Genomic DNA, 4,659 nt, shown 5'->3' on the forward strand with positions numbered 1-4,659 from the left:
GCGCCTGGGCCCGCGGCGGGCAATGAATTTCGGCAGCCACGGCCGATGCAGGCCGAACRGCATCTGCGCCCCGATCAACAGGATCAACGGACCGCTCACCGCGCCGGCCACGCCGGGGATCGGGATGAACGCCGGCAGGATCGCCACGAACAGGAACACCCCGAACGCGCTCTGCTGCAGGTCCTGGAGGATCTTGCCCAGCAGCAGCCGTGCGTCCGGATCACCCTGGTCGAACATCGCCAGCAGGGTCCGGATGCCCTCGTTGCGGTACTCGTCCGGACCCGGCGCCGGGGTCGGCGGATCAGCCGGTGAGTTCATCGGTCTCTTCTTCGGACAGCGTGCGCAGCAGCAGCTTGTCCACACGCGCGCCATCAAGGTCCACGATCTCGATGCGCCAGCCGGCCCAGTCGAAGTACTCGCCCGCGTGCGGGATGCGCCCGAAGTAGTGGATGCACATGCCGGCCAGCGTGTAGTAGTCGCCGTCCTCGCCATCGGGCAGCTCGGCGTTGCCCATCAGTTCGCGCAGGTCCTCGATCGACAGCGAGCCATCGACCAGGAACGAGCCGTCTTCGCGCATCACCACCAGCGCGTCCTCGTCCACGTTCTCCACCGACTGCAGGCGCCCGAYCACCGCGCCCATCAGGTCGCTGATCGTCACCAGGCCCTGGATTTCACCGTACTCGTCCACCACCAGCGCCATCGACTGCTGTTCTTCGCGGAAGATCTCCAGCAGTTTCATCGCATGGGTGGATTCGGACACGTACAGCGGTTCGCGCAGGTTCTGGAACAGCGAATGGTCATCGCGCACCAGCCGGGTGACCAGGCTTTTCACTTCCAGCACGCCGACGATGTCCTGGTCGTTGCCGCGATACACCGGGTAACGCGAGAACTCGTTCTCGCGCATGGTGGCGATGTTCTTCTCCGGGTCGGCCATGGTGTCCAGCCAGGCGATCCGGTTGCGCGGGGTCATCAGGCTGTCGGCGGTGCGGTCGCCCAGGCGCATCACCCGGTTCATCATGTCGCGCTCGTGCGCGTCGATCACGCCGGCCTCGTGGCTCTCGGCCACCAGCATGCGGATCTCTTCTTCGGTCACCGACGCGGCCTCGTCCTTGCCCAGGCCCAGCACGCGCAGCACCAGTCGGGTGCTGTGCGAGAGCAGCCAGACCGCCGGGAAGGCGATCCGTGACAGCCAGCCCATCGGCCACGCGACCAGGCCGGCGATGTCCTCCGAGCGGGTGATCGCCAGTCGCTTGGGCACCAGTTCGCCAAAGATCAACGTCAGGAAGGTGATCAGGGCCACCGCCAGCGCCTTGCCCACCTCACCCGAATAGGCAAAGGCCGGGAACATCCCGTGCAGCCACGTCGCGATGGCCAGGCCGATCGCCTCGCCACCGAACACGCCGGTCAGGATGCCGATCAGGGTGATCCCGATCTGGACCGTGGAGAGGAAGCTCTCCGGCTTTTCAGAAAGTTCCAGGGCGCGCTCGGCGCGCTTGCTGGTGCTGGCCATCTGCTTGAGGCGGCTCTTGCGCGAGGTCATGACCGACATCTCGGACATGGCGAAGAAGCCGTTGAGCAGGATCAGGGCCAGGACAATAATCAGTTCAAACACGGGCGTCGTCCCCGGTTGGTGGCAGGGAGGGCGTGTTCAAGCGATGTCGGCTACCGGAGGGCGCGTAAGCGCGGCGGTGCGGCGGGGGGTAAGGGTCGTCGTCCATAGAGTGCGCCCGAAGGCGCCCGCGCATCTTAACAAAAGGCCGGGGCAGGGGAGCAACCAGAGTCGTTCAGACTGGGCCGTTCCAGCGTGAAGATGACGGGGAGTACCCGGATTGGACATCAAACCGTCATAATTCCGCCCGGTGCCGTCCTTCCTCGACGGCGAATAGGTTTCTCAATGTTCTCTCTGCAGACCATTTTCGGCTCCGGCAAACAGTTCTACACCCTGCTGGACGAGGCTGCCCAGGCCGCCCAGGACAGCGCCAAGGCGCTGCACGCGATGCTCCGCGACGCCGACCGCCAGCCTGCGCTGGACGCCTTCAAGCTGGCCCGCCTGCGCGAACGCGCCGCCTCGGACAAGATCAGCCAGGCGCTGGTGGACAGCTTCATGACCCCGATCGAGCGCGAGGACATCGAAGCGCTGGGCTCGGCGCTGTACAAGATTCCCAAGCAGGTCGAGAAGTTCGCCGACCGCTATTCGCTGGCCACCCAGCACCTGGAGCACATCGATTTCGCGCCGCGCGCGGCGATGCTCGAGCAGGCCGCCAGCGTGGTGGTGGAGATGGTCAACGACCTGCGCCACATGAACCTGGACCGGATGACCGCGCTCAACGAGCGGCTGCGCTCGCTGGAGAACGAGGCCGACCGGCTGATGCTCGAGCTGTACCGCGACATCTACTCCGGCCGCCTGGACAACCTGCAGATGTTCCTGCTCAAGGAGTTCTTCGAGATCCTGGAAAAGGCCATCGACCGGTGCCGCGAGGCCGGTGTGGTGGCGTACCAGATCGTGCTGAAGAACAGCTGACGGACGCCACAGCATGCTGACCCTTGTCCTGGTGGTGATCCTGGCCGCGCTCGTCTTCGAGTTCATCAACGGCTTCCACGACACCGCCAACTCCATCGCCACCGTGGTGGCGACCAAAGTGCTCTCGCCCGGCTGGGCGGTGATGCTCGCGGCCTTCATGAACCTCCTCGGCGCCCTGACCGGCACCGCCGTGGCGCTGACCATCGCCTCGGGCCTGCTCAACACCAACGTGGTCGATGTGACCCCGCAGGTGATCCTGTGCGCGCTGCTGGGCGGCATCATCTGGAACCTGATCACGTGGTGGAAGGGGCTGCCGTCCTCGTCTTCGCACGCCCTGATCGGTGGCCTGTGCGGCGCTGGCCTGGCCGCGGCCCACAACAACTGGGATGCGCTGATCTGGTCCGAACGCATCGGCACCTGGGCMCAGAACAAGGGCCTGCTGTGGAAGGTGTTCCTGCCGATGATCACCTCGCCGATCGCAGGTTTCCTGCTCGGCATTCTGGTGATGCTGCTGCTGTGGGCGATCATCGCCGGCATGGCCAAGGCCGGTGGCTGGCTCGGGCGCATGGCGCGGCCGCGCATCGTCAATGCGTTCTTCGGCAAGGCACAGATCGCCTCGGCGGCCTACATGGGCTTTGCCCACGGCCACAACGATGCGCAGAAGACCATGGGCATCATCGCCATGACCCTGATCGGCGCCGAGGCGACCGGTGCGTTGAACGAACTGCCGTCGTGGCTGGCCTTCATGCACCCCGATGCCAGCGCCGGTGACGGCATCGCGATGTGGATCGTGCTGACCTGTGCGGTGGTGATGGCGGCCGGTACGGCCTCGGGCGGCTGGAAGATCATCAAGACGCTGGGCCACAAGATGGTGAAGCTGCACCCGATCCACGGCTTCGCCGCGGAGACGAGCTCGGCCACGATCCTGACCCTGGCGGCGCACTTCGGCATGCCGGTCTCGACCACGCACAGCATCTCCACCGCGATCATGGGCGTGGGCTACGCCAAGAACCCGCGTTCGCTGCGCTTCGGCGTGATCGAGCGCATCGTCTGGGCCTGGATCCTGACCATCCCGGCCGCCGGCGGCTGTGCGTACCTGATCCTGCGCCTGTTCGAGCTGTTTGGCTGGGCGTAAGTCGCGTTGAATCGGTAGTGCCGAGCCATGCTCGGCTGCAACGAAAAACCCGCCGAAAGGCGGGTTTTTCGTTTTTTCTCCCAAGGAATAGGGGGAGCGTGTTGTTGCAACTGCCGCAGTAGAGGGCGCGCGGCGGTTGGTTTGTCCAAGAGCGGCGTGGATCAGGTGGCGTCTTCGCTTGGGTCTGTCGCGAGCGTCAGGGCCCCGTAGCGACCGGTAGGCCCCTGGCGCAAATGTCCCCCGGCCTGGCGGCCTCCTCCTTKATTTTGCCCAGGAGCCTACCGCCCCCTACGGGGCTCGGCTTGCGGAGCTAAGCGGAACCTAGGCTTTTTTGGCKCTGGTCGGTGRGTCGGGCGCTGGGCGCCCATRCCCTTGGAGGCGAAATAAAGGAGGAGGGGGCGGCCGMAGGCCGACCCCGGGGGACATTCGCCGGAAAGGGTATGGGCGCCCAGCGCCCGACYCACCGACCACCGCCGAGCGTGGCTCGGCGCTACCCACTCAGCGGACGCGTTCCCGTGCCAGCAACCCGTACAACGCCGAATCGGACAGCTCCCCGCCCACGCACCAGCGTTCGCGCAGCAGGCCTTCGCGCTGGAATCCGATGCGCTCCAGCACCTTGGCAGACGGTGCGTTGCGCGGATCGATCTCCGCTTCCAGCCGGCGCAGGCCGCGGTCATCGAACAGGTAGTCGACAAAGCACTGCAGCGCCTCGTGCATGTAGCCCTTGCCCTGTGCCTGCGGGGCGAGGTTGTAGCCGATCTCGGCGCGCCCGGAGGCCTCCTCGATGCCGAACACCACGCAGATGCCCAGCAGTGGGCCGTCGGCCTGCTCGCGGATGCCGAGCTTGAGCTGGATGCCCTCGTCCATCGCGGCGAGGTCGTCGAGGATCTGCGCGTAGGCCTGCTTCAACTCCGTCCAGGCCGCGTGGTTCCAGTAGCGCATCACCGTCGGGTCGGACTGGATGGCAAAAAGCGCGGTACCGTCGCTGGCGCGGATCGGGCTC

General features: G+C 66.0%; 5 protein-coding genes. 2 read left to right on the forward strand and 3 right to left on the reverse strand.

Annotated elements, in window-relative coordinates:
- Both ACXJKH_RS15305 and ACXJKH_RS15310 read right to left on the reverse strand, forming a co-directional pair.
- Window positions 1-318 (reverse strand): exopolysaccharide biosynthesis protein (locus tag ACXJKH_RS15305; protein WP_457320538.1); only part of this gene is annotated, 318 nt, incomplete at its 3' end.
- Entirely contained in the window at window positions 302-1,612 is a 1,311-nt protein-coding gene (locus ACXJKH_RS15310) for a hemolysin family protein (protein WP_457320540.1), read from the reverse strand. The genes ACXJKH_RS15310 and ACXJKH_RS15305, both read right to left, overlap by 17 nt.
- 282 nt (window positions 1,613-1,894) lie before the next feature.
- Between ACXJKH_RS15310 and ACXJKH_RS15315 the strand changes: the two genes are divergently transcribed.
- Together ACXJKH_RS15315 and ACXJKH_RS15320 are read left to right on the forward strand one after the other, a co-directional pair.
- Window positions 1,895-2,521, forward strand: coding sequence for a DUF47 domain-containing protein (locus ACXJKH_RS15315; RefSeq protein WP_256776143.1), 627 nt, complete (start codon window positions 1,895-1,897; stop codon window positions 2,519-2,521).
- Between the two features lie 13 nt (window positions 2,522-2,534).
- A complete protein-coding gene (locus tag ACXJKH_RS15320; protein WP_457320542.1) occupies window positions 2,535-3,656 on the forward strand; it encodes an anion permease in 1,122 nt (373 codons plus the stop codon).
- 498 nt (window positions 3,657-4,154) lie between these two features.
- Here ACXJKH_RS15320 and ACXJKH_RS15325 read toward each other — a convergent pair.
- On the reverse strand, window positions 4,155-4,659 hold a 505-nt coding region (locus ACXJKH_RS15325; protein WP_457320544.1), incomplete at its 5' end, for a GNAT family N-acetyltransferase.

It is taken from the genome of Stenotrophomonas sp. P5_B8 (genome assembly GCF_054049855.1).